Source organism: Pseudomonas palleroniana (assembly GCF_003031675.1).
GTDB classification, from domain to species: domain Bacteria; phylum Pseudomonadota; class Gammaproteobacteria; order Pseudomonadales; family Pseudomonadaceae; genus Aquipseudomonas; species Aquipseudomonas palleroniana.
Genome location: NZ_PYWX01000053.1, coordinates 222,208 through 244,454, shown reverse-complemented (window position 1 = coordinate 244,454; position 22,247 = coordinate 222,208). Strand labels below are relative to the sequence as shown.

23 protein-coding genes are annotated in these 22,247 nt (G+C 54.1%); 15 read left to right on the top strand and 8 right to left on the bottom strand.

What is annotated here, in order from left to right:
• The first annotated feature begins 223 nt into the window (after positions 1–223).
• From C9383_RS19165 to C9383_RS19145, 5 genes are all read left to right on the top strand, one after another.
• Positions 224–1,204 (top strand): integrase domain-containing protein, encoded by a 981-nt coding sequence (locus C9383_RS19165; RefSeq protein ID WP_090365766.1) that lies wholly within the window; start codon positions 224–226, stop codon positions 1,202–1,204.
• Positions 1,201–1,476, top strand: coding sequence for a hypothetical protein (locus C9383_RS19160; protein ID WP_090365765.1), 276 nt, complete (start codon positions 1,201–1,203; stop codon positions 1,474–1,476). The genes C9383_RS19165 and C9383_RS19160 overlap by 4 nt, the downstream gene beginning before the upstream one ends.
• Positions 1,477–1,928: 452 nt before the next feature.
• The gene (locus tag C9383_RS19155) at positions 1,929–2,606 is read left to right on the top strand and encodes a GNAT family protein (RefSeq protein ID WP_090365764.1); all 678 of its coding nucleotides are present in this window, start codon (positions 1,929–1,931) and stop codon (positions 2,604–2,606) included.
• On the top strand, positions 2,603–3,463 hold the full coding sequence (locus tag C9383_RS19150; protein ID WP_107338875.1) for an ImmA/IrrE family metallo-endopeptidase: 861 nt from the start codon (positions 2,603–2,605) through the stop codon (positions 3,461–3,463). The genes C9383_RS19155 and C9383_RS19150 overlap by 4 nt, the downstream gene beginning before the upstream one ends.
• Positions 3,456–4,520, top strand: coding sequence for a beta family protein (locus C9383_RS19145; RefSeq protein ID WP_159438922.1), 1,065 nt, complete (start codon positions 3,456–3,458; stop codon positions 4,518–4,520). Before C9383_RS19150 ends, C9383_RS19145 begins: the two co-directional genes overlap by 8 nt.
• Here the strand turns inward: C9383_RS19145 and C9383_RS19140 are convergent.
• Positions 4,506–5,063, bottom strand: a complete 558-nt coding sequence (locus tag C9383_RS19140; protein WP_153189002.1) for a sce7726 family protein — start codon at positions 5,061–5,063, stop codon at positions 4,506–4,508. The genes C9383_RS19145 and C9383_RS19140 overlap by 15 nt on opposite strands.
• A gap of 401 nt (positions 5,064–5,464) precedes the next feature.
• Here C9383_RS19140 and C9383_RS19135 point away from each other — a divergent pair, with 401 nt between their 5' ends.
• From C9383_RS19135 to C9383_RS19125, 3 genes are all read left to right on the top strand, one after another.
• A complete protein-coding gene (locus C9383_RS19135) occupies positions 5,465–6,343 on the top strand; it encodes a DUF5677 domain-containing protein (protein WP_090365759.1) in 879 nt (292 codons plus the stop codon).
• Between the two features lie 551 nt (positions 6,344–6,894).
• On the top strand, positions 6,895–7,278 hold the full coding sequence (locus tag C9383_RS19130; protein ID WP_090365758.1) for a nucleotide pyrophosphohydrolase: 384 nt from the start codon (positions 6,895–6,897) through the stop codon (positions 7,276–7,278).
• A gap of 24 nt (positions 7,279–7,302) precedes the next feature.
• On the top strand, positions 7,303–9,171 hold the full coding sequence (locus C9383_RS19125) for a DUF2075 domain-containing protein (RefSeq protein WP_090365756.1): 1,869 nt from the start codon (positions 7,303–7,305) through the stop codon (positions 9,169–9,171).
• A gap of 375 nt (positions 9,172–9,546) precedes the next feature.
• On the opposite strand, the gene C9383_RS19120 is transcribed toward C9383_RS19125, so the two are convergent.
• The 5 genes from C9383_RS19120 to C9383_RS19100 form a co-directional block, all read right to left on the bottom strand.
• Positions 9,547–9,786 carry a hypothetical protein gene (locus C9383_RS19120; protein ID WP_090365755.1) on the bottom strand — a complete coding sequence of 80 codons (240 nt, stop codon included), beginning with the start codon at positions 9,784–9,786 and terminating at the stop codon, positions 9,547–9,549.
• Between the two features lie 60 nt (positions 9,787–9,846).
• The gene (locus C9383_RS19115) at positions 9,847–10,011 is read right to left on the bottom strand and encodes a DUF2474 domain-containing protein (protein WP_090365754.1); all 165 of its coding nucleotides are present in this window, start codon (positions 10,009–10,011) and stop codon (positions 9,847–9,849) included.
• Positions 9,998–11,014 carry a cytochrome d ubiquinol oxidase subunit II gene (gene cydB, locus C9383_RS19110; protein ID WP_090365752.1) on the bottom strand — a complete coding sequence of 339 codons (1,017 nt, stop codon included), beginning with the start codon at positions 11,012–11,014 and terminating at the stop codon, positions 9,998–10,000. Before cydB ends, C9383_RS19115 begins: the two co-directional genes overlap by 14 nt.
• A 15-nt stretch (positions 11,015–11,029) precedes the next feature.
• Complete coding sequence (locus tag C9383_RS19105; RefSeq protein WP_090365750.1) at positions 11,030–12,451, bottom strand: cytochrome ubiquinol oxidase subunit I; 1,422 nt, start codon at positions 12,449–12,451, stop codon at positions 11,030–11,032.
• A 93-nt stretch (positions 12,452–12,544) separates the two neighbouring features.
• Positions 12,545–14,869 (bottom strand): FdhF/YdeP family oxidoreductase, encoded by a 2,325-nt coding sequence (locus C9383_RS19100; protein WP_090365749.1) that lies wholly within the window; start codon positions 14,867–14,869, stop codon positions 12,545–12,547.
• 433 nt (positions 14,870–15,302) lie between these two features.
• Here C9383_RS19100 and moaA point away from each other — a divergent pair, with 433 nt between their 5' ends.
• The 5 genes from moaA to moaE are packed head-to-tail and all read left to right on the top strand — an operon-like array spanning position 15,303 to position 18,449.
• Positions 15,303–16,301 carry a GTP 3',8-cyclase MoaA gene (gene moaA / locus C9383_RS19095; RefSeq protein ID WP_090365747.1) on the top strand — a complete coding sequence of 333 codons (999 nt, stop codon included), beginning with the start codon at positions 15,303–15,305 and terminating at the stop codon, positions 16,299–16,301.
• Positions 16,302–16,337: 36 nt separating this feature from the next.
• The gene (locus C9383_RS19090; RefSeq protein WP_090365746.1) at positions 16,338–17,237 is read left to right on the top strand and encodes a bestrophin family protein; all 900 of its coding nucleotides are present in this window, start codon (positions 16,338–16,340) and stop codon (positions 17,235–17,237) included.
• 13 nt (positions 17,238–17,250) lie between these two features.
• Positions 17,251–17,742, top strand: coding sequence for a cyclic pyranopterin monophosphate synthase MoaC (moaC, locus tag C9383_RS19085; protein WP_090365744.1), 492 nt, complete (start codon positions 17,251–17,253; stop codon positions 17,740–17,742).
• A complete protein-coding gene (gene moaD, locus C9383_RS19080) occupies positions 17,742–17,993 on the top strand; it encodes a molybdopterin converting factor subunit 1 (protein ID WP_090365743.1) in 252 nt (83 codons plus the stop codon). The genes moaC and moaD overlap by 1 nt, the downstream gene beginning before the upstream one ends.
• A 3-nt stretch (positions 17,994–17,996) precedes the next feature.
• Positions 17,997–18,449, top strand: coding sequence for a molybdopterin synthase catalytic subunit MoaE (moaE, locus tag C9383_RS19075; RefSeq protein WP_090365741.1), 453 nt, complete (start codon positions 17,997–17,999; stop codon positions 18,447–18,449).
• A 3-nt stretch (positions 18,450–18,452) separates the two neighbouring features.
• Here the strand turns inward: moaE and C9383_RS19070 are convergent, their stop codons facing one another.
• Together C9383_RS19070 and moaB are read right to left on the bottom strand one after the other, a co-directional pair.
• The gene (locus C9383_RS19070) at positions 18,453–19,658 is read right to left on the bottom strand and encodes a molybdopterin molybdotransferase MoeA (RefSeq protein ID WP_090365739.1); all 1,206 of its coding nucleotides are present in this window, start codon (positions 19,656–19,658) and stop codon (positions 18,453–18,455) included.
• Positions 19,655–20,194, bottom strand: coding sequence for a molybdenum cofactor biosynthesis protein B (moaB, locus tag C9383_RS19065; RefSeq protein ID WP_090365737.1), 540 nt, complete (start codon positions 20,192–20,194; stop codon positions 19,655–19,657). The genes C9383_RS19070 and moaB overlap by 4 nt, the downstream gene beginning before the upstream one ends.
• A 283-nt stretch (positions 20,195–20,477) precedes the next feature.
• Between moaB and C9383_RS19060 the strand changes: the two genes are divergently transcribed.
• Complete coding sequence (locus C9383_RS19060; protein WP_090365736.1) at positions 20,478–21,377, top strand: LysR family transcriptional regulator; 900 nt, start codon at positions 20,478–20,480, stop codon at positions 21,375–21,377.
• Positions 21,378–21,390: 13 nt separating this feature from the next.
• Positions 21,391–22,218 (top strand): formate dehydrogenase accessory sulfurtransferase FdhD, encoded by an 828-nt coding sequence (gene fdhD, locus C9383_RS19055; RefSeq protein WP_090365735.1) that lies wholly within the window; start codon positions 21,391–21,393, stop codon positions 22,216–22,218.
• Positions 22,219–22,247 lie beyond the last annotated feature (29 nt).

Here is a 22,247-nt window from a genome sequence, read left to right as displayed (position 1 = left end):
TCTCGTCAGCCAGCGCAGCCTCCACCCGCCCACTTCTTCGCAAGTGTTCAGGAGGCTACATATCTTGAGATGCCCAAGCTCCCGGTCGTAAAGAGCCGTCAGTCCCGCGTTAGTGGAAAACCCTCACAGGTCGCAGGGGCCTTGATCCCTGATAACACTCAACATTCTTGGCGGGATGACGTGGGGACGGTTTTGAAGGTTTAGCTTCAAGAGGAGTTTGATCATGGCACTCGTGGGTAAACGGGATGGGCGTAATTTTGGCTATGGGCGACAACTGAGTTATGCCGGGCCGCAAGCGCTACGTGATCTGTTTGGCGGCGGGCATTACGGCACGGTCAAGGCACACAGTGATCGCTGGCAGGCGTTTGTGCGTTGGTGTCGGTCGGAGGATGGACCAGGATTTAACGATGCGCGGCAGATTAATTGGCAGACCTTGCTGGACTACGCCGGACATCTGCGCCAACAAGTTGAACGAGGTGAGCTGGCCATCGCGACTGCGCAAAACCGGTTGTCCAGTGTGAATCGGACCATGGCCGCGCTTCGCGGTGATCAGTATGTGAAAGTGCCGAGCCCGAGTAAGGCACTGGGAATGCGGCGCACCAGTGTTCGTCGTTCAGTGCCGCAAGGCCAGGACCGCGAACAGGTGAAGCGGATCGTAGAGGTGCTTTGCGAAAACCAGCAGCCGCGCGCCGCGGCCATCGCTCAGTTAGCGCGAGCCACTGGCATGCGTCTGCGCGAAGCGATTCTGGCCGACCTACCGCGACTCAAGCGTGAAGCCGAACACTACGACAAGATCAACATCCAGGACGGCACCAAAGGTGGCCGTTCAGGTGCGTCAGCACCTCGCTGGATTACGGTAGATGATCATATTCGTGAAGCGCTGAGGTTTGCCGAACAGGTTTCGCCCAATGGTTGCCGCAACCTGCTGGCACCGAACGAAAGCTACCTCGATTTCTTGCAGGGGATCGTCCGCCCCGCCCGAGATATCCTCCATACGCACAACCTCAAAGGCTTCCACGAATTGCGGGCAGCCTATGCGTGCGAACGCTATGAGCAGATCACCCATCATCTCGCGCCCATCAACGGTGGCAGGTGCAGGCGCCTCAATCCACGCCTTGATCGAGAGGCACGCTTACAAATCAGCTATGAGCTCGGACACGGCCGTATCGACGTGGTATCGGCGTATATCGGTGGTTGGGTGTGAGTAAACCATTCGATATGGAGATCCTCTTGGCTGGGGTGCTGACTGGAGCACATGCCACACGCGAACGTCACATCCGCCAGGCCAAGACTATTCAAGCTGCCATTTCTGAACGCTGGAACCGAGATAATCCATGGGCATGGCAGCAAAAGCATCTCGCATGGTTTCTGAACCACCACTTGAGCCAGCACGCTGAATCGACGCGCTATTACTATCTGCTGACCATGCATTTGCTCGCTTTTCGCTTAGGGAAATCCTGGCAGTTCAACCTCTAGGCGAAGGGGCCTCCTGTCGATAGATCAGAGGGTGTAAATCTTACTCAGGACGGGACACCGAAAGAAAATCAATCCGCCCGAAACGCAACGCATGCTTCCCTAGCAAGCAAAACGGACTCAAATGATGGCCAAAACATGGCACGCAAATAAAATGTGGAGTACGCTCGACCTAGAATGCTAGCTAACGCTCAGCAGGAACAGCAGGAACACCTGAACGATTGTTTGCCACGGAAAGGCTAAAAAATGATCAACTCGATACAACAACAAATATTTAACTTCGATACGTTAATCGCAATCGAAAAAGAGTACATTCGACTCACATACCGCCATAATCGTTCCGCATCTAAATCTATGCTCCTCTTACGAAGAGCACTAGAAAAATTGTACTCACCTCAAAATTATAACCACCCAGCAGAATCAAAAGACTACGCTTTCTCAGCCGGATATTTATAATGACTCTAGATGAAATTAGAAGTTTATTAGACGCAATGCCGCCTAATGAAGACGAGATCATACAGAAGGGTAATCTACTTGATCTAAATAACTGCTCAGTAGAGTTCAAAATTCATCATGGATGGGACATCGCCCACGGAAATCTTTGCGATAAACTATGGGGGGAGTTCAACATAAAACTTCTCAGACACGTTAGAGACAACTGTCAGGATGAGAATCTATTAGAAACTGAAATAAGCAACCTAAGCCTTGAGGATAGCCACTGGGAATGGTTTAAAAAATCAATCGCATATCGGACAGACGAATATCATTGGTTTTTCTTATCAGCTGACTCGAAGCCTCAAGGGGCATGTCTAATCTACCACCCCAAACAAAGTATTTTTGACAAGGGAAATATTTTTTACATCGAGTATCTTGCCGTAGCCCCCTGGAATCGGCAAAACCCAATGAACAACAAACAATTTAGCGGAATTGGCAGCATTTTAATAAAGTCCGCGATAGCCTACTCTTGTAACGCATTGAGGCTCAGGCCCGGATTTAGCTTACATTCATTACCAAAAGCAAAAACCTATTACGAACGGATTGGAATGCAACATTTCCCCAGTCTAGACAAAGATCAACTAAACTATTTTGAAATGGCAGAGGCCAAGGCCGCTCAATATGCGGGGGCAGTATGACCAACAACAATGAGGAACAGGATGATTTTGTAGTAACATCTGAAAGCATAATAAATCCAAAGGCTTTAATCAACGCGCTAAACGCCCACGACGAAGTTATTCGCTTAGTAAAAGCATCAACTACTAAAAGAAATGCTCCTTGTAGTGAAAACATTTCATTATTTCGCGACCTACTGACAGACAACGAAGGCGAAACTTTCTTTAGACAATCGAGCAATGCAAATACTGCCACCACTTCCTATTGGCTTTCCCGCATAAAACATACAGCCCAGCTACTTTTAAATTTGCAATCCGTACCTGAATACCAGCCGATTTCCACTGACCAAATTTATCAAATCACTCGGATGAGTCCCGCCCCTGAAAATATCCGCTTAGTCTCCAGTGCGCTATTAAACCTCGGCATAATACTTATATTTGACGAGCAGCTTAAAGGAATGAAGCTTGACGGAGCTGTATTCAAATTAAAGTCTGGCCATCCTGTCATTGGCATGACGTTAAGGCACAGTAGACTAGATAATTTCTGGTTCACACTAACGCACGAGCTATCTCATATACACCTGCACTTGGATCAGCTAGAGACACCAATACTGGATGACTTTGAAGAAGCATCAACCGAAGAAATTGAACTAGAAGCTGATCGACTTACCAAAACAATTTTCGTCAGTAGAAACGAATGGCGGAACTGTGAGCCAAAATATGATTTACGCAGAGAGATCGTAATAAAATACGCAAACGAAAAAGGACTGCATCCAGCAATAATTGCAGGCATGCTTAGGCACGAGTTAAATCGGTATGAAATCTTTTCCGATATCGTGTCCGAATACAACACTAGGGATTTGGTATTTAAACATGAATAACTATACTCCATTCTTAAAAACCAAAACTAATGAGATCGGAGCCCTAAAGGTTTTGCATCCTACGCTGAAGCCTTTTATCGCTCCTTTCTTTGATTTCCCGATGAAAAAAGGCCTGAATGAACAGTCCCTAAAAAAATCTATTGATGGAACGCACAAAAAAATAAAAACGCACTTAAAAGAATATAGAAATTTCTACCTTGATAATTTCGATGTCCCTGATGCAATAACGATTTCGGGACAAGATAACTACAATTATATTATCGATAAATTTTCCGACACCACGTTCATCCCAGTTATCGCCATCGAAAGAACACCACAACGAAATGATGCTGTGTTCAACGCCAAAATCGCAGGCAAAATTAAATCAGACATTATAGCACTAAGAGTTCAACCCGAAGACTTTCAGCACTACACTACAACCAAACTAGAAATACAAACATTAGTTAGAAAATGCCCTCCCAACTTCACGTCAATGATCCTTATTTTAGACAACAGGATTTGCCGCACATGTGATACGACCAAAAGAGCGGGAGAGTTAATCAACTTTATCATCGCTATAAAGCGCGATTATTCATTTTCAAAAATAATAATAACCGGCTCTTCAATACCAGCATCAATCAAGGAAATACTTGAAGTCGGGCATGAGATCTCTTTACCCAGAAGTGAGCTAGCCATACACAAAAAAGTTGTTGCCCACCACGAACTAAGCGACATTGAACTTGGGGATTACACTATCGTAAGCCCTAATTTCTCGGAAATCGACATCCCACCAGAAAGCATGCGCAACGTTACTGCGCCCAAAATCCTGTATGCCTTTGAAGACTTTCAATATGTTATTAGAGGTAACGGCTTAAAAAACCATCCGCGAGGGAACCAGCAGTATAACGATATGGCGAAGATTCTGGTGGCAAAAAATTTCTATCGGACACCACCATACTCTTGGGGAGACAATTACCTGAACGATAAAGCCAACTCACATGGAACCCTAGTAACGCCTAGCAGCATCCTGAATCCGACTATAAATGCTCACATCACATTTATGCTACAAAAACCCTAGCTTTCTCTGCGCGAGCTTAGCGCTAATTGCAAGGCTAAGCTCTTCTCTCCCCATAACCCCTGCAATGGAGTTAGAAATATTATCCCTATTTGCCTTTGCAGCAACCTGTATATTTAGCCCTTCGGCGACATCTGAAAGCTCTGTCCTCCAGAGAGTCATGAGAGCAGTCTTCTTATCAAAAAAAGGGCTATTTTTTGAAGATCTTGCCCCCCGGAGAACCACAACACCACTTACCTCCCTGGCAATCATCACCCCCCAATGCGCTGGAATAATCCTTATAGCTTTATTCGCATGACGCTCCGTAGTAACTAAAGTTATTTTCCTGAACGCCAAATCATAATAGGCAGCTTGGCTTATTGCTCGCTCAATTTTATCGGCATCACCTTTTATCTCATAACAATGAGCCTCCTTGTAAATAGCCACCACATCAGCTATCGCACTTCCATTATGCACTCTCAGCTCTTCAATTAGCGCGCTGGGTCGGTGCGACATTCGACCAAGCCTAGCCAAAAGGGCGGATCTAATTTGAATATCTCCCAGCACAATCACCTCGATTTACTTTGGCGCACGCAGCATTTTAATCAGTGTACTATAGCAGAGCCTAGATAATTTTAAAAATAAAATAGACTTGAGGTATATAGATATACAAGTCCAGAGCCAAACTAAATATAGCTAAAACCCCAGAAAACTTCTATATTGCGCTATACGAGTTACACCTAGCGATATTTTCTCAAAAAACGGCACAGCGTGCGAGTTTGATCGCTTTCCTCCCTAGCGATTCTCGGAGACAATTTTTGACCTGGCTTTTTCTATTTAATAAGCCATCAAGCATTATAAAATACTAATAACACAAAATACAGCCGCGACTAAATGCCACACTCAAAAACCAAATAGCGCTTCCATTTAGAACTGCATTATTAAACCTACAGGATTTACACACGACAATGCCTCACATAACAAAATTCAGAAAAGCCTTTAAGATAGATAAAAAAGCAAACCTTATTGAGTCGGCAGTAGCCATTGAGTCGTGTGCCAAAGCAGATAAAATTCTTAATGACTACCTGGGAGAAATCGAGCCAAAAAACAACAATGAAGGCTTCCGAATTCACTCGCTTTTAAACCTGACTGGTCGTGTATACGAGCACGTCCAAGGAATGCTAGTTGCTATTTCGACAGGTTCGCCAGCCAGTGCGGAGGCATTAGCTAGGGTTGTTGTAGAAGGCTCAATAAACATCATGTACCTAGCCGAAATCGGTAACTCAGGGACATTAATAAAATTTTTTCAATCATGGCTGAATGAGCACAATAGAAAGCTCAATGAATGGAAACAGAAAATACTAGACGGAGCCGACGCAGAAAAAATATCGACTATGATAGAGGAAAGAAGAAAAGTCATTACCATATTGGACGAATTCGTTAATGAAATTGAAACTCAATGCTCTGTAGATATATCCAATCCGGAGACTGACTGGCCTAAGTCGCTTTATAAAAGATTTGAAACACTTGGGCGTGAGACTGATTACTATGAAAGCTATCACCGTCTCAGCGGAGCAAGCCATATAACTGGCGAGGACACGCTTATGTGGCTTATGTTTATGCACGCCTCACCCGAGCACAAAATAAAGGCTGGAAAGGAAGCTTGGGCTTACTCAATAATGATGACCAGAATCGCAAGCATGTTTTTTGTAGACACAGCTTTTTCATGTGTTAAAGCCTATGGGCGTGAAAACAATAAAGATCTATATCAATGCAAGCTCGAACTACAACTCGCCGTCCGCAAAATTTCACGGCAGGCAGGTGTACCGTTGAGTGAATCGCCTTGATTGATTAGACACACCTGACTAGTTGCTATTGGCCGATTCCTGCCGATTCACCATGGGGAATCGGCAATATTCAAACTTGAAGTGGTTTACCTTACCGTATCCTGCTCTGGATATTTCACATGCAACTCGACAACGTGCTGACACCTAAAAGTCCCGGTTCGACTCCACCGAGATCCATAACTAGCTGATTTATTTATAGTTACTTGTAAGGGTACGCAAAATTTTCCACCGACTTCTAGACCCACAGAAAATCTAGCCCCGCTGACTGCTACCGTTCGTCTGGTGCCGATTGCCATCACCTGCTAACCAGAATCGGTCCAGTCTGAAAACCAACGAACAGATCGAGAAAATGCCGCTAGTCGGTGGGCATGGGGTCGTCGCGGCCTACTTTGCCACGCTCAAAGTACCTAGCGAACACTGGCAAGCAATGCGGCCAGCAGAGAGCGTGTGAGAAAAACACAAAAAAGCTGCGCAAGCAGCGAAAACTCTTACAATCTTAGGCCAGATTTCCTACATATTTTTTTGCCCCCCGATACTCAAGAGATAGCCCCGTGAGTGACTCAGACACCTCATCCGCGCCACTGGTTGACGTAGTGAAGCTTGCTGCATCCCTTCAGCGTTTCGCAGATGATCGCGACTGGCAGCAGTTCCACTCCCCAAAGAATCTCATCCTGGCGCTCACTGGTGAGGTAGGAGAACTGTGCGAGATTTTCCAATGGATGAGCGATGCCGATTCGCTCTCCGTAGCTAAAGATCCCGAAATCGGCCTCGCCGTAAAAGACGAATTGGCGGACGTACTGATGTACCTGGTTCGCCTGAGCAGCGTACTCGGCATTGACCTAAACGAGGCGGTGACACGGAAACTCGCCTCGAACGGCCAGAAGTACCCCGTGGATAAAGCCAAAAGCAGCAGCAAAAAGTACGACCGACTCTGAACAACTCGAATCTAAGGACAGCCCGTGATCGTCTACGCTGCGACCAAACAGCAATTTCTTAAAGACAACGATAACGATGACATTGAGGAGGTGATCCTCAGGCATTACAAGGAAGCTACCGGCAAGAACGTTGGCACCTCGGAAATCAGGTCGTGGCAAGGATCCCTAACGTACATGGCCAAGGTTCTTAGAGATGAGGGCCTGCCGAGCGACGCAGGCCTGGCCATTGAATTGCACATTCCGCAGTCGTCGAAGCGAATCGACTTTCTACTCACCGGTCGCGACGAAAACCAGGCAAAAAAAGCCGTACTGATAGAGCTGAAGCAATGGAGTAAGGCCAACGCCACAACCAAGGATGCCATCGTCAAAACGGCGTTGGGTGGCGGCCTCATTGAGACCATTCACCCGTCCTATCAGGTATGGTCATATGCAGCGCTGCTGGAAGGCTTCAACGAGGCGGTGTATGACAAAAGCATCGAAATCCGTCCGTGTGCCTACCTCCATAACTACGTCAGCGACGGCGTCATAGATTCAGCTCACTACGAGCCCCACATCAGCAAGGCTCCGCTGTTTCTGAAAGGCCCGGAAGAGCTCAGTAAACTCAGAAGCTTTCTGAAAAAGCATATAAGTCATGGCGACAACAAAGAGGTTCTTTACGAGCTGTCCGAAGGAAAAATTCGCCCGTCCAAGGCGCTAGCCGAAGCCCTCGGTGGGTTGATGAAAGGCAAACCCGAGTTCGTATTGATTGACGATCAGAAAGCAATTTTTGAGTCGGCGCTGGCGGCGGCAAGCGAGGCCTCGGACCAAGCCCCCAAGGTGATGATCATTGAAGGTGGACCGGGCACCGGGAAGACCGTTCTGGCTATCAATCTGCTGGTGAGGCTCACCGAATTGAAGCTGATGAGCAAATACGTCTCCAAGAACGCAGCCCCGCGCAAGGTCTACGAGAGCAAACTGGTTGGCACCATCAAGCGCAGCCATTTCTCGAATTTCTTTTCAGGCTCTGGGGCATTCATCGACACTGAGCCCAACACATTCGATGCGCTTATCGTGGACGAAGCTCACCGGCTGAATGAGAAAAGCGGGCTTTATGGAAACCTTGGGGAAAACCAGATCAAGGAGCTGATTGATTCAGCGAAATGCTCAATTTTCTTCATTGATGAAGACCAGCGTGTAACCTTGAGCGATATCGGCAGCAAGCAGGCGATACGCGCCTTTGCAAAAGCCAAGGGTGCTGAGGTTGAAGAATACGTGCTGTCTTCGCAGTTTCGCTGCAGTGGTTCTGACGGTTACCTGGCATGGCTGGATGACACACTAGGCATTCGCTCGACGGCAAATCCGACGCTTGAGACTCAAGAGTACGAGTTTAAGGTGTTCGACTCACCTCAGGCGATGCATGAAGCAATCAACGAGAAAAACCACGGAAACAAAGCTCGTGTGGTCGCGGGCTATTGTTGGCCTTGGCTGAGCAAGAAAGACCCCACCGCTGCTGATATCGTCATTGGTGACTACAAACGCCAATGGAACCTGGATCAGGATGGCAGCCTATGGATCATCGCTGAGAACTCCATTGAGCAGGTTGGCTGTATTCATACCTGCCAAGGTTTGGAAGTCGACTACATCGGGGTGATCATCGGGCCAGACCTAATAGTACGTGACGGTAAGGTAGTGACATCCCCGGACGAGCGCGACAAGCACGATAAATCGATTCGCGGCTGGAAAAAAATGATGAAAGAGCAACCTACCCTCGCGAAAAATGAAACAGACCTGATCATCAAAAATACATACCGAACCCTGATGACACGCGGGATGAAGGGTTGCTACCTGTACTGCACCGACAAAGAGACTGCGCAATACTTCGAGAGTCGGCTTAGCCAGCACAGCAATCATTGACGCTATCGTTTGCTAGGAGCCCCTGTACGTGCGGCGAGTGGGGACATCGTACGCGCAGGGGCATCAATCAACAGCTCGACCATTTGCTTGATAGATTCGATCCCGATTCGTTTATGGGGCGGAGCTCAAAAAGCACCGTCCATCGGAATCCAGACCACGCAGCGTTCCAACTGGTATTCCAAGCAAGTTGACCAATAAATTATTAACCAGAAAAAACAGATAGATACCGACTTGTTTCAAATTACCCCAGCTCAACAAAAAAAGACGTCCCAAAACGTCTTTTTTTGTACCCACCATTCAACCCACCATATCCCCCCAACCTCCACCATCAAACGCACCCGCGCATAAATACCAAGCCAACCTCCTCGATGCACCTCACCCCGCCAAAAGGTTCACCCAATGCTCCGCCGCCTCATGCGCCTCCTGGAACGCCTGCTCATAGCTGTCCCAGTGATCGCCCTCCACATAAACCGTGAGTGGCCGTGGGCCGACCAGGGTCAATGTCGCGCCGACAGGAACATCCAGCGGCGGGCTCCAGCTGAAGCCGATCTGTACCGTGACACCCTTCTTCGTCTTGTATTCAACAGGATGGGATTTATCAATGCGTGCCGACATAAGTGCCTCCTTGAGCCGGCGCCACCTCTGGCGCCGGATCTTGATTGGGTGGGATATGCCTCAATGGCTGGTCATGCCGGCCATGTGCATCATCCAGCGCATCGCACTGGCCACGATGCCGAGTGCAATCACGCTGAGGAACCAAATAGCGACCAGCCAAAACACTCGCTGGTACCAGGGGCCGGCCTGACGTGGCCTCTGTTTTTTCGTCTCAATGGTAGCCATCGCCGATCCTCACTTTTCCGCGGAACACGTAGTAACTCCAGCAGGTGTACATCAGGATGATCGGCAGGATGAACAGCGTGCCGATCAGGATGAAGAGCTGGCTGGAAGGCGGTGAGGCGGCGTCCCACAAGCTGATGGATGGCGGCACGATGTTTGGCCAGATGCTGAAGGCCAGGCCGATGTAGCCCAGGAAAACCAGTACCAGGGTCAGTACGAATGGCCAATGGGAGTGATGCTGGCGCAAGGTCTTCAATAGCCCGACCAATGCCAGTACGCCCAGCAGCATCAGCGCCCCGAACACCACGATGTGCGCATGGGTGAACCAGCGCGTGGCGATCTCCGGGTGCAACCAGGGTGTCCATACACATAGCACGGCCACCACTGCCATCAAGGCGAATGCCAGGTAGTGGCTGAACAGGCGCATCCGCGATTCCAGCATGCCTTCGGTCTTGACCAGCAGCCAGGTGCTACCCAGCAATGCGTACGCCACCACCAGCCCGACGCCGCAAAACAATGGGAAGGGCGACAGCCAGTCCCAGGTGCCACCGGCAAATTGGCGGTTCACCACTGCAATGCCGGCGATGTAGGAACCGATCACCACGCCTTGGCAAAAGGTCGCCAGGAACGAGCCGCCGATAAACGCCATGTCCCAGATATGCCGCTTCTGCGGGCTGGCCTTGAAGCGGAATTCAAACGCCACCCCGCGAAAAATCAGCCCTGCCAGCATGAAGATCAGCGGTAAGTACAACGCTTCCAGGATCACCGAGTAAGCCAGCGGAAACGCACCATACAACGCCGCCCCGCCAAGGATCAGCCAGGTTTCGTTACCGTCCCACACCGGCGCCACGGTGTTCATCATCACGTCGCGCTCCTGCTCGTCCGGGATCAACGGAAACAGGATGCCCAACCCCAGGTCGAAGCCATCCATGATCACGTACATCATCACCCCGAAGGCAATGATCACGCCCCATATCAACGACAGGTCTATGCCTTGAATGCCCATGTGCAATCCCCTTGATCAGTTGGTGTGGTCGCCGGACGCCAGCGTCTCGGTGACAGCGGACAGGGGACGGCGTGGTGTGCGCTCCTGGCCGGGGCCGCCGTGGGGCGGGTGGTCTTGATGGGGCTGCGGCCCCTTGCGTACCAGCTTCATCATGTAGCCGATGCCCACGGCGAATACCGAGAAGTAGATCAGCACGAATAACGCCAGCGAGATGCTCAGTTGCGTGACGGTATGATTGGACGCCGCATCAGCGGTGCGCATCAGCCCGTACACCACCCAAGGCTGGCGACCCACCTCGGTGGTGATCCACCCGGCCAGCATCGCGATCAGGCCGGTTGGCCCCATGAACAGCACCAGGCGCAGAAACAGTCGGTTGCGATACAGCGCGCCATGACGCCGCAAAGCCAGCCCAAGCAATCCGGTGACGATCATCAACATCCCCAGCCCGGCCATGATCCGGAAGCTGAAGAAAATGATGGTCGAGTTCGGCCGGTCTTCTTTGGGGAAACTCTTGAGCGCCGGGATCTGCTTATCCAGGCTGTGGGTGAGAATGAGGCTGCCCAAGTAAGGTACCTCGATCGCATAACGCGTCTTCTCGGCCTCCATGTCGGGAATACCGAACAACACCAGTGGCGTCGCCTGGTTATCGACGTTTTCCCAATGCCCTTCAATCGCGGCAATTTTCGCGGGTTGGTGCTCCAGGGTGTTCAGGCCATGGGCGTCGCCGACCACTGCCTGGATCGGCGCCACGATCAACGCCATCCACATCGCCATCGACAACATGGTGCGGATTGCCGGCGTGTCGTTCTTGCGCAGCAAATGCCAGGCCGCAGAGGCCCCGACAAAGAACGCCGTGGCGACAAAGGCGGCGATCGCCATATGCATCAGACGGAACGGGAACGACGGGTTGAAGACGATGGCGAACCAGTCCAACGGCATCACCCGACCATCCACGATGGAAAAACCTTGCGGTGTTTGCATCCAGCTATTGGAGGCCAGAATCCAGAACGTCGAGATCAACGTACCGATGGCAACCATCACCGTGGAAAAGAAGTGCAACCCACGCCCTACCCGGTTCCAGCCAAACAGCATGACCCCAAGAAAACCCGCCTCCAGGAAGAACGCCGTCAGCACTTCATAAGTAAGCAAAGGCCCGGTGATACTCCCGGCGAAATCCGAGAACCGGCTCCAGTTGGTGCCGAACTCGTACGCCATGACCAGGCCCGAGACCACGCCCATGCCGAAGTTGACCGCGAAGATTTTCGACCAGAAGTGGTACAGGTCCTTGTAGACCGAGTTGTTGGTCTTCAGCCACAGCCCTTCCAGCACGGCCAGGAAACTGGCCATGCCGATGGTGATGGCGGGAAAAATAATGTGAAACGAGACCGTAAACGCGAACTGAATCCGCGCCAGGTCGAGCGCCCCAGGATTTAACATGACGATACCCTCATTGAGCCTCGCGGCCCGCAGCGAACAGATGTCTGGTGATCAGCAAAACCCGGAGCGGCGCCGAGGCCGCCCCGGCCCGGCTCATGCGCCGATAGACTGAATCAGGTTGCTGGCCGGCGCGGGCTCAAGGCGGATCGCGATGAACTTCGACGTCGGGGTATAGGTGCGGTCGCCGTAGCTCTCCAGCGGCACCAGAGGGTTGGTCTCCGGGTAATAGGCCGCCGCCTGGCCAGGCGGGATATCGTAGGCAATCAAGGTAAAACCACTGACTCGACGCTCCAAGCCATCCCCCCAGAGCGAGACCATGTCGACCTTCTGCCCAGGCTCATAACCCAGCTTGCGAATGTCCTGCTCGTTGACGAACACCACATCGCGCATGCCATAAACACCGCGATAACGGTCATCAAGCCCGTACAACGTGGTGTTGTATTGGTCGTGGGAGCGCATGGTTTGCAGGATCAGGTCCGGTTTTACATCAAGGTCACGCACGCCTTCGCTGACCAGGTGTGCGGGCAGCACACTGGAGGCAAACTGGGCTTTCCCACTGGCGGTTTTCCAGATGCGCTGAGCGGCGTTGTTGCCCAAGTGAAAGCCACCTGGGTGCAGCAGTTTCTTGTTGAAGTCCTTGAAACCAGGAATGGTGTCGGCGATCAGGTCGCGGATGCGCGAGTAGTCGGCCACCGCCCACAGCCAGTCGATCGGGTGTTTCCCCAAGGTCGCATTGGCGATCCCAGCGATAATCGCGGGTTCCGAGCGCATCAAAGATGACTTGGGTTTCAGTTGGCCGTGGGAAATGTGCACCATGCTGAAGGTGTCTTCCACCGTCACGCCCTGCGGGCCCTCTTCCTGCATGTCAATATCGGTGCGCCCCAGGCACGGCAGGATCAAGGCTTCGCGGCCCGTCACCAAATGGCTGCGATTGAGTTTGGTGGAGATATGCACGGTCAGGTCGCAGTTGCGCAGTGCCTCATGGGTGCGTGGACTGTCTGGCGTCGCTTGCGCGAAGTTGCCGCCCAGGCCGATGAACACTTTGGAACGCCCCTCCTCCATGGCGGCAATTGCCATCACTGTGTTGTGGCCATGACGACGCGGCACCTGGAAGTTAAAGCGTGCCTCCAGTGCATTGATCAGTTCCGGTGGCGCCAGTTCGTTGATACCCATGGTGCGGTCGCCTTGCACATTACTGTGCCCACGTACCGGCGACAGCCCGGCCCCTGGCCGTCCGATATTGCCGCGCAACAACTGCACGTTGATGATTTCCTGCACAGTGACTACGGAGTGTTTGTGCTGGGTCACCCCCATCGCCCAGCACATGATCACGCGTTTGGCACGGCGATACATGCGCGCGGCCAGCTCGATCTCTTCAAGGCTCAGGCCGGATTGCTCGACGATGTGCTCCCACGAGGTCGCGTCCACTTGTTCCAGGTAGCTGTTCAGACCCGAGGTGTGTTCGGCGATGAAGGCGCGGTCGAATACCGCCTCGCCATTGTTTTCCAGGGCCTCGCGCTCCCACTTCAGCAAAAACTTGGCGATGCCACGAAAGGCCGCCATGTCGCCGCCCAGTGCCGGACGAAAGTATGCCGACGAGGTCGGTTCGGAGCCGTTGGTGAGCATCTCCAGCGGGTGCTGGGGATGCTGGAAGCGCTCCAGCCCACGCTCTTTAAGAGGGTTGAAGCAAATCACCTGGGCACCGCGCTTCACCGCCTCGCGCAATGGTTCGAGCATGCGTGGGTGGTTAGTGCCGGGGTTCTGCCCGATAACAAAGATCGCGTCGGCTTCCCCCAGGTCTTCAAACGTTACCGTGCCTTTACCCACACCGACGCTGTCGTCCATGCCCAGGCCGCTGGCTTCGTGGCACATGTTCGAGCAGTCGGGAAAGTTGTTGGTGCCATAGGCACGAACGAACAACTGATAGAGATAAGCGGCTTCGTTACTGGCGCGTCCCGAGGTATAGAACTCTGCCTGGTCCGGCGACTCCAGCTCTTTCAGGTGCTTGGCGATCAGGGCAAAGGCGTCGTCCCAAGTGGTTTCGACATAACGATCCAGCGAGTCGTCATAACGCATGGGGTGAGTCAGGCGCCCTTGGTACTCGAGCCAATAATCACTTTGCGCCGCCAGCGACGACACCGTGTATTTATTGAAGAATGCCGGGTTGACCAGGCGCCCGGTGGCCTCCCAGTTGACTGCCTTCGCGCCGTTCTCGCAGAACTTGACCATACCGTTTTCCGGCGACTCGCCCCAGGCACAACCTGGGCAGTCAAAGCCGCCATTCTGGTTGGTCTTGAGCATCGCGCGGATGTTCTTGAAGGCGTTTTCACTGCCCAGCCAGTTTTTCGTCACCGCAATCAGCGCGCCCCAACCTGCGGCCGCCCCCTTATACGGTTTATAACGCTCAACTTCGCTCATGATTTTCTCCAAGACTTCACGCATAGACGGCCTAACTGAAAGCCATTATTGATGATTGTTTTTTAGCCGGTGCGGAACGCAAACCTATTTGAAACTTGTCCAATAGGGTTCGCACCGGCCTGTTCCACGGGCTTGCTATCGGGTTACGCTTTCAGACTATGTCGCGTGCAAACAACCTGTCTAATCACAAATAATGACCAAACAATCGAAACAATCTATCAAGTAAATTATTTTTATTTTTCAATCACTTATTTAATTAAAATTCACAAAAATAGCCCAATCAAACCCTCATAGACTCCCTCGATCATCCAGTTGTTAATAGTGATTAGACGGCGATAAAAAACAACTTTAGCCTCCACTCAAAGATTCACTTACTTACACCCCCAACACTCATACAGTGCGTACATGCACTGAGTCGCTGCCGGAGGTTTTAATGACCGCGCCGATTTTGACGGACCGTTTTTCTCGTCAGGTTGACTACCTCAGGATGTCGGTGACCGACCGCTGCGATTTCCGCTGTGTCTATTGCATGGCCGAAGACATGGAGTTCCTGCCGCGCCAACGCGTTTTGACGCTGGAAGAGCTTTATCAACTGGCCGAACGTTTTGTGGCGCTGGGCACTCGGAAAATTCGCCTGACCGGCGGAGAGCCGTTGATTCGTCCCGGCGTCGTTGAATGGTGCAAGCGCATCGCCGCACTCCCGGGCCTGCGCGAGTTGTGCATGACCACCAACGGCTCGCAGTTGGGCAAGCTGGCAGCACCGCTGTTCGAGGCGGGCCTGAAACGTTTGAACATCAGCCTCGATAGCCTTGACCCCCAGCGCTTTCGTGAGCTGACGCGCACGGGCAACCTGGCCACCGTCATCGCCGGAATCGACGCTGCGAATGCCGCGGGCTTTCAACGCACCAAACTCAATTGCGTGGTGATGAAAGGACGCAACGATCATGAGATCAATGACCTTGTAGCGTTCGCCATCGACCGTGGATTGGATATTTCGTTTATTGAAGAAATGCCCTTGGGCGTCATCAACGAACACAGCCGTGCCGAGGCGTTCTACTCCAGCGCGCAGGTACGTGAGCGTATCGCCGAGCGCTACACACTGATCGACTCCGCAGAGTCGACCCAAGGCCCCTCACGCTACTGGCGCCTGGCCGAGGCCCCGACCATTCGCCTGGGCTTTATTTCGCCCCACAGCCACAACTTTTGCGGTACGTGCAACCGCGTGCGGTTGACCGTTGAAGGCCGCCTGCTGTTGTGCCTGGGCAACGAACACTCGGTCGATCTCAAGGCGGTATTGCGCCGCTATCCGGGTGAACCGAAACGCCTGGAAAACGCGATCACCGAGGCGATGAAGATCAAACCCTATCGGCACAATTTCGAGCTCAACGATGACGTGCAGGTTGTCCGTTTCATGAACATGACGGGCGGCTAGCCGTTCTGATCTCCCCTTTGCTGGAGGCTGTTGCCCATGATCGTCAGAGCCCAACCCAACCTGATCGGCGTATTGATTTCACTCAAGGGTTCCGTGGCCAGGCGCATTGCGCTGCGCAGCCTGCTGGTAACCCTATTGGCCTCGGCAATTGTGCTGATCGAAACCCTTCACCCGGCGTACTTCTCCAAGGTCAATGCCACGCCCTTCACATTGCTGGGCTTGTCGCTCTCGATCTTCATGAGTTTTCGCAACAACGCCTGTTATGACCGCTGGTACGAAGGGCGCAAAGCGCTTGGCGCCATGGTGATGGATATACGCGCCATGATCCGGGAAACCCAGGTTATCGAGGATGCGCACCAGCGCAGCGCCATCCTGCGCAACCTGTGCGGGTTCGCCCACGCCTTGAACGCCAGGTTGCGTCACGAGGACGAGTCAGGCGTGGCAGAGATCTGGCTGGACAGGCTGCCGTCGCCCGGCACCCCCAATATCCCGGAAAGCATCCTCAGCCGCGTCACCCAACAGTGCTCAGCGCTGGCCGTATCAGGCGCCATCAGTGAATGGCGCTATCAGCTGATGGCCGGCCATTTGAGCAACCTGACCCGGACGCAGACGATGTGTGAGCGCATCAAAAATACCCCGTTGCCCTTCCCCTACACACTCTTGCTGCACCGCACCAGCTACATGTTTTGCATCTTGCTGCCCTTCGCCATGGCCGAGCCATTGGGTTGGCTGACGCCGCTATTCACGGCGATCGTGAGCTACACATTTTTCGGCCTGGACGCGATTGGCGATGAGCTGGAAGACCCGTTCGGCTACGACGAAAACGATCTGCCGACCGATGCGATTGTGCGCACTATCGAACGCGAAGTCCTTCACGCCAACGGCGCGACGGAGTTGCCCGCAGTGCTTCAACCCATCGACTTTATCTTGAACTGATCCGAGGTCACTCATGAACCAAAGCTCCTCTACATTGACGCACCTGGACGCCGCAGGGCGGGCCAGCATGGTCGACGTCACGGACAAGGCTGCAACCACGCGTGAAGCGCAAGCCCAGGCCTGGGTGCGTATGCAGCCGTCGACATTGCGCCTGATCCAGCATCATGGGCACCCCAAGGGCGACGTGTTTGCGGTCGCGCGTATCGCCGGAATCATGGCGGCAAAGAAAACCCACGAACTGATCCCGCTCTGCCATCCGTTGCTACTCAGTTCGATCCACCTTGAACTGAGCGCCGTCGAACCCGACCGCGTGAAAATCGTCAGTACCTGCCGACTCAACGGCCAGACCGGCGTCGAGCTGGAAGCCCTGACCGCCGCGAGCGTGGCGGCATTGACCCTCTATGACATGTGCAAGGCCGTGGATCGCGGGATGATCATCGATCAGATCCAATTGCTCAAAAAACAAGGTGGAAAGTCGGGCACCTTTATCGCTGGAGACGCCTGATGATTCTGATCAGCTACTTTGCGCGCTATCGGGATCAGCTGGGCATCGGCGGTGAAAAGATTGCGCTGAACAGCTCGTTGCGCACGATTGAAGACGTGAGACAGCAGTTGTGCGCCAGAGGCCCGATCTGGCAGCAGGTGCTTGGAGAAAGCAGCCTGATGTGTGCGCTGAACCATGAACTGTGTACGCCCGCCGCGGTGATAGAGGACTTCGACGAAGTCGCGTTCTTCCCTCCAGTGACAGGAGGCTGAGCCATGTCGGTTCACGTTCAGACCGCGCTGTTTGACCTCGACGAACTGACCCGCAGCGTCCACGCCGGCGACACGGGCGTGGGCGCCGTCGCCACGTTTGTGGGGTACGTCCGCGATATCAACCAAGGAGATCAGGTTAGCGAGTTATTCCTGGAGCATTACCCGGGGATGACCGAGCGCTCCTTGCAACGGATCGTCGATCAATCCCAGGCACGCTGGCCCTTGCAGCAGGTGACCGTCGTGCACCGCGTGGGGGCGTTGAAGGTGGGCGACCCCATCGTGTTTGTCGGCGTTGCCAGCGAACACCGCCAGGCGGCTTTCGACGCCTGCGCGTTCCTGATGGATGCCCTGAAGACCCGCGCGCCCTTCTGGAAACGTGAACAGACGCCGGCCGGTGAGCGCTGGGTAGAAGGCCGGGAAAGTGATCAGCAGGCCGCCAAGCGCTGGGAGGCATAAGCCTCAGAACAAATCGCAGAACGGAATGAAACGCGCCGTGTCACCGGAGCGCAGGGTACAGCCCTCGGGGATTTCCACCAGCCCATCCGCCCAAGAAGCCCCCAACAGCACACCTGAACTCTGGTTCGGATACAGCACGGCCTGCCCCTGCTCCAGCCTGGCGCGCAGAAATTCGCGGCGGTTGCCAGCTTTCGGCCAGTCAAACCCTACGCTGACCGCAAAGCTCAGGGGTGTGACGTCTTCGACACCCTGGATACGCAGCAAGTAAGCCCGCGCCAACAGACCGAATGTGACCAGTGCCGAGGTTGGATTACCGGGCAGGCCGATGACTGGCACGTTACCGAAATAGCCCACGGTCAGCGGTTTGCCCGGTTTGATCGAGAGTTTCCAGAATAAAGGCTTACCGCACTCGCGCAGCACTTGGCCAAGGTAATCGGCATCGCCGGCAGAGACGCCGCCAGTGGTCAGGATCAGGTCGGTGGCAGGCGGCAATTGTTCCAGTTTGAGCCGGGTAAGTTGCGGCTCGTCAGGAAGAATGCCGCCATCGATCACTTCACAACCCAATTCGCTCAACCAATGGCTGAGCAATGTGCGATTGCTATTGTAGATACCGCCCGGCCGGAGGGGCGCCCCCGGCTCCACCAGTTCGTTGCCCGTGGACAGCAGCGCCACCCTTGGCCGACGTACCACCGACACATGCGTGCAACCCTGTGCCGCCGCGATGGCCAGTTCGAAAGGCCCGAGGCGCTTACCGGCGTTGAGCAACACCTCGCCCGCTTTGTTCTCCTGGCCTCGGGGGCGAATATTCTGCCCCACGCGCAGCGGCTGCATAAAACGCACACGACCGCCCTGCAGCACCTCGACGTTTTCTTGCATCTCGATGCAATTGGCGCCTTCGGGCAGCGGAGCGCCAGTGAAGATGCGCGCACAGGTGCCAGGCAGCAGGGCCTGGGGCGCAACACCGGCAAATATCTGTTGCGATACCGCCAGCGGCTCACCCTGCCAATCGCCGAGATTCAGGGCGTAGCCGTCCATGGCACTGTTTGGCCACAGCGGCAGGTCCAGGGTCGCAACCAGGTCACTGGCCAGCACCCGTTGCCGTGCATCACTCAGGGCCACCGACTCGCTGTCTTGCAGGCAGTGCTCCTGCGCCATAGCCAGCAGTGACGCAATGGCCGCCTCCACTGACATCAACGGCGCCCCCTTCATCCTCGCGTCCCGCACAGCGCCACGGGCTTGAGGTGTGGCACAAAATTGCATGGCCGGTGGCGGGCATCGAGCTGCTCGGCAAGGATGCCTTCCCACGCGGTGCGGCAGGCACCCGTGGAACCCGGCAGGCAACACACCAACGTTCCGTTGGCCAGCCCGGCCAAGGCGCGGCTTTGTACTGTGGAGGTGCCGATATCGAGAATGGAGATTGCGCGGAACAACTCACCGAAGCCCTCAATCTGCTTATCCAACAAGCAGCTCACCGCCTCGGGTGTACTGTCGCGGCCGGTGAAGCCGGTGCCGCCAGTAATCAACACCACCTGAACCTGCTCGCTGGCGATCCAGGTCGCAACCTGTGCGCGGATCTTGTAGAGGTCATCCTTGAGCAGGTTGCGTTCACTGAGGCTGTGCCCCGCTTCCAACAGGCGGCTGACCAGCAATTGCCCGGAAGTATCGTTGGCATATTCCCGGGTATCACTGACGGTTAACACTGCAATATTCAACGGTACGAACAACGCATCCGACGTTACGCTCATGGGACCCTCCGGCAGACTTTTAACAAAACCATTTGCTTGAGGCTAAGGCGCTCAAACCAAGGCTGTCTAATCGTTACGGCTGACTGAGTTATCGAGCGTTTCTATCACTGGTTTTCCTGCAATGAATTCTTCAGTTATCGAGCGAATCGATCACGCCTTCAATACAGGCGATTGGACGCACGAGCCTTACAATGAGATGGTCTGCTCTCTCGCTCGCTGCGCTTTGCAAGCTTCAGACACTGGCACTCATAACGACCTCTTACTTACCCAAGCAGGCGCCTTAATGGACATAAAGCAACTCAAATTCCTGATCGCACTGGAGCAAACCCGTCACTTCGGCCAGGCGGCCGCGCGCTGCCATATCACGCAACCGACGCTGTCGATGCGCTTGCGCAATCTGGAAGATGAGTTGGGCCTGGAACTGGTCACCCGTGGCCAGCGCTTCGAAGGCTTCACCGAAGCCGGGGAGCGCGTGTTGGCGTGGGCCAGGACCTTGCTGGCCGCGCATGATGGGTTGTTCGCCGAAGCGGCGGCGTGTCGTGGTCAGTTGGTCGGTAACTTGCGCCTGGGCCTGGTGCCGCTTAGCGGGTTCAACCCGATCAGTTACATCCAGGGCCTGTCTCATTCGTTCCCCGAACTCAAGTTCAGCCTGTCGTCCATGAGTTCGGACAAGATCATCGAAGCCTTGGGCACCAACCAACTGGACCTGGGCGTGTGCTACCTGGAGCACGTGAACCCCAATTACCTGGACTTTTTCGAGCTGGGTGAGACCCGCGTCGGGCTGTTGTACGACACCCGGCACTTCCATTTCGAAGGCACCGAGATGAGTTGGGAAGACGCCGCCGAGTTGCCCCTGGGGATGATCAGCAATGGCATGCACTATCGTAAGTCCATTGACCTGAGTTTCCGCAGTCGCGGTCTCGACCCCCAGCCCATCCTCGAGAGCGATTCGACCTATCAGTTGTTCCAGGCGATCCACGAAGGGTTTTGCTGTGCGATCATGCCGTTGGACAGCGGCCTGGAAAGCCCTATCGAGAATCTGGCGTTTATCAACCTGCCCGATGCCAGTGTGCTCGCGCCGTTGGGCATGGTCATGCGCAAGACCGAGCCGCGCTCGGCCATCGCCGAAAAATGTTTTGCCGAGGCCAGGAAATTGCTCATCGCCAAGGGCGCAGGCGAGTAACGGAGGTTTGCCCATGATTTGCCGAGTCGAATACGCCGTTGAAGCAGGCGATGCCAATGCGCCGGCACCGCAGCCTCGCAACGTTGCCTATCGGGAGTATGACGAAGGCGCGCAGGTCGCCGAGGCGGCGCTGGCGGCGGAAATCGCGCTGGCCATCAGTTACAACGGCTTAAGCCAGGCGGTGATGATGGTTTCACCTGGCGACATCGAGGACTTCATCCGCGGCTTCAGCGTGAGTAATGGGATCATCGACAACCAGGGTGAAATCTACGATATCCAGCTCACGCATTTTGATCAGGCCTGCCAGGCCGACGTCAACATCTCCAGTCGGGCGTTCTGGGCGCTGAAAGATCACCGGCGGCAGATGGCGGGCACCAGCGGCTGCGGATTGTGCGGCGTGGAGGCGCTGGAACAGGCACTGCCCCAACTGGACATCCTGCAACCGGCGCCCCTGCCGCCCGCGCATCACCTCAAGGGCCTGCGTGAGCGCATCGACGCCGCCCAGGTCATGGGGAAAAGTACCGGCGCCCTGCATGCGGCGCTGCACTTCGACGCTGACGGCTCAGCCTTGCTGTGCCGTGAAGACATCGGCCGGCATAACGCACTGGATAAATTGATCGGCGCTATGCAACAGGCACAGGTCGATGCGCGCAGTGGGTTCACGGTCGTCACCAGTCGTTGCAGCCTGGAGCTTATTCACAAGGCCGTGAGGGCCGGGCTGGGCACCTTGGTCAGTTTGTCGGCGCCCACCAGCCTGACGGTGCAATGGGCACGCAAACACCAGCTCAACCTGATCCACGTACCGCATCGAAGCGCGCCGCGGATCTACAGCCCGGCCTGAAAGGACGGCTGGAATCCGGCCCCACGACG